The sequence below is a fragment of the Chlorobium sp. genome, from assembly GCF_036528655.1.
In the GTDB taxonomy this organism is placed as follows: Bacteria; Bacteroidota; Chlorobiia; order Chlorobiales; family Chlorobiaceae; genus Chlorobium.
Genome location: NZ_JAIGND010000020.1, coordinates 1 through 2,594 on the forward strand (window position 1 = coordinate 1; position 2,594 = coordinate 2,594).

Consider the following 2,594-nt stretch of genomic DNA (forward strand, 5'->3'; position numbering starts at 1 on the left):
TTTGTTCCGAATCCCTATTGCTGTGTTGGGCGGTGCTCGAAATCCTCATGTACTCTGTGTACACTCCGGTTTCTCCGCTCCGTCCGCCTTGCCCTCGTGCTTCTCACGACAATAAATAGAGGTGCCCATATGAAGGAGAGGATGTATGATTGAAAACGAAGCAGAATTCACAGAAAATACAGATGGTTCGAACGATCAGTACGATAGTCCGTGGAAAGGGGCAATTGAGCTTTATTTTCAGGAGTTTATGGCGTTTTATTTCCCGGATGCATATACTGAAATCGATTGGTCAAGGGAGCATGTTTTTCTTGATCAGGAGTTGCGGGCGGTTGTTCAGGATGCTGAGTTGGGTACACGCTTTGTTGATCGGCTGGTCAGGGTAACCGTGCTGAATGGGGATGAAAGTTGGATATACATCCATATTGAGGTGCAAGGTACCAGGCAGGCTGAATTTGCCCAGCGGATGTTTGTGTACAACTATCGTATTTACGACCGATTTAAACGACCTGTAGCGAGTTTAGCTGTGCTTGCTGACAAGCATAAGCATTGGAAGCCGGCTTCTTATGGCTTTTCGGTATTGGGGTGCAAGCTGATGATGGAGTTTCCTGTTGCCAAGCTTAGATACTCTATAACAGGCACTGGGATAAGCAGCGGATCATCAATTTGTTTGGTGTGTTGGATTGGCTGATGAAACTGCCATTATGGTTGAACAGTCTGTTTTTTGACGAAATCGAAACAATTGAGGAGAGAGAAAAAGTGGAATATATTACGAGCATAGAACGAATCGGTATAGCTAAAGGTATGAGCCAGGGTATGGCGCAGGGTCGTGTAGAAGGGGAATCCAGGCTGCTGAAAAGGCAGTTGGAGCGTCGTTTTGGTGTGTTGCCGGAGTGGGCTGCCGAGAAGCTAAGCCGCGCCACCGAGCAGGAATTGGAAGCATGGGCCGAAGCCATTCTCACCGCCCAAACACTTGAGGGGGTTTTTATTCCGTGAAAATCCAGGGAGTATAGCGATGTCGGAACATAGTAGGGGACGCTGTTTTGCAGCTCAACTTGCTACCAGGGAGGGGGATGTTGTGGGATTGAAGAGAAAGATTTTTGCCCACGGATTTACACGGATTTACACGGATTGGCACGGATTGGCGCCTGTTTTGTCCGGCTTTTACCGGTCAATTCAGGCGCTTTTTTTGATGGAAGATGGGGATCGCGGTTCCTGCTGATTGGGAGCGGATTTTCACGGATGGTAAGATTGTGGGATGTGAGCTGTGAGCCGTTTGCCGGAAGCCCGTGTAGCTTTTTGGGGACGCTGATCCGTAGCCTCAATATCTTTCAGAGAAGCGGAAGAGGTTGCCCACGGGAACATAGTAGGGGACGCTGTTTTGCAGCTCAACTTGCTACCAGGGAGGGGGATGTTGTGGGATTGAAGAGAAAGATTTTTGCCCACGGATTTACACGGATTGGCACGGATTGATGGGTTACGTGCTCCGGGTTATTTTTTCTTGCTATTGAGCCATCGAGTTGTCTGGCTATTCGGCAATGAAGAGGAAGAGCGCGGTTCCCGCTGATTGGGAGCGGATTTTCACGGATGGGAAGATTGTGGGATGTGAGCTGTACCGCTGGGGGGACGTTCGTGACTACGTAAACTTTTTTCGTCTGGAGAGTTGGATGTGGGGGCTGGGATCTGGAGCGTGGGAAACCCAAAACCCATGCGGGGGTGTGATAACACTTTCGTAAATTGGCAGAAAGAATTGAGCCCAAAGCATCGGCTTCCGGAATCAAAGTTTCAGCGTTTGCAGGTATCGCTGTATGAAAACGACATCTTATTTTAATTTAACAAGAAACAGGTCTGACCGTATAGGAATAAACGATGAATGGATTTGTTTCGTTATAGAACATGCAGAGAAAACTGTCATCCAGTCTGATGGCCGAATCAAGAAATGGGCACATATTCCAGAAGCAGGGAAAGTTTTACGGGTCATTCTTCTTGAAGATGGCGAAACCGTACATAACGCTTTTTTCGATAGATCGTATAAAGAGAACTAAACGATGAAAGTAAAATATTTTGAGGATACTGATACTGCTTATATCGAATTACTTGACAAACCAGTGTTCGAAACTCGGGAGATCAGTGAAAACATCCTGATCGATGTTGACGAGAAGGGGAATCTTGTCAGTATGACAATAGAGCATGCCAAGGAAAATGCGCGCTTATGGGAATTCTCTTATCAGGAGATACCTCATCGGGAAACTGCATGAAGTAGCTTCTTGGGGACGCTGATCCGTAGCCTCAATATCTTTCAGAGAAGCGAAAGATGTTGCCCACGGATTTTCACGGATTGGCACAGATTATTGGGGTGAGTGCTCCGGGTTATTTTTTCTTGCTATTGAGCCATCGAGATGTCTGGATATTCAGCTATGAAGAGGGGGAGCGCGGTTCCCGCTGATTGGGAGCGGATTTTCACGGATGCGAAGATTGTGGGATGTGAGCTGTGGGATGGAAGAGGAAGAGTTTTGCCCACGGATTAACACGGATTGGCACAGATTATTGGGGTGAGTGCTCCGGGTTATTTTTTCTTGCTATTGAGCCATCCAGCT

Annotated in this window: 2 protein-coding genes and 1 pseudogene; all 3 read left to right on the plus strand. The window is 47.4% G+C overall.

Annotation, left to right across the window (positions count from 1 at the left end):
• Positions 1-145 precede the first annotated feature (145 nt).
• The 3 genes and pseudogenes from K4305_RS12285 (at position 146) to K4305_RS05875 (ending at position 2,255) form a co-directional block, all read left to right on the plus strand.
• Positions 146-993, plus strand: a pseudogene (locus K4305_RS12285) (DUF4351 domain-containing protein).
• Between the two features lie 812 nt (positions 994-1,805).
• On the plus strand, positions 1,806-2,042 hold the full coding sequence (locus tag K4305_RS05870; protein WP_331561468.1) for a hypothetical protein: 237 nt from the start codon (positions 1,806-1,808) through the stop codon (positions 2,040-2,042).
• A 3-nt stretch (positions 2,043-2,045) separates the two neighbouring features.
• Positions 2,046-2,255: a DUF2283 domain-containing protein gene (locus tag K4305_RS05875; protein WP_331561469.1), complete on the plus strand. Its 210-nt coding sequence runs from the start codon at positions 2,046-2,048 to the stop codon at positions 2,253-2,255.
• Positions 2,256-2,594: the final 339 nt, after the last annotated feature.

Bases quoted from the DNA above. Each gene is read 5' to 3' on its own strand.
- K4305_RS05875 (WP_331561469.1), top strand. From the start codon at position 2,046: ATGAAAGTAAAATATTTTGAGGATACTGATACTGCTTATATCGAATTA.
- K4305_RS05870 (WP_331561468.1), top strand. From the start codon at position 1,806: ATGAAAACGACATCTTATTTTAATTTAACAAGAAACAGGTCTGACCGT.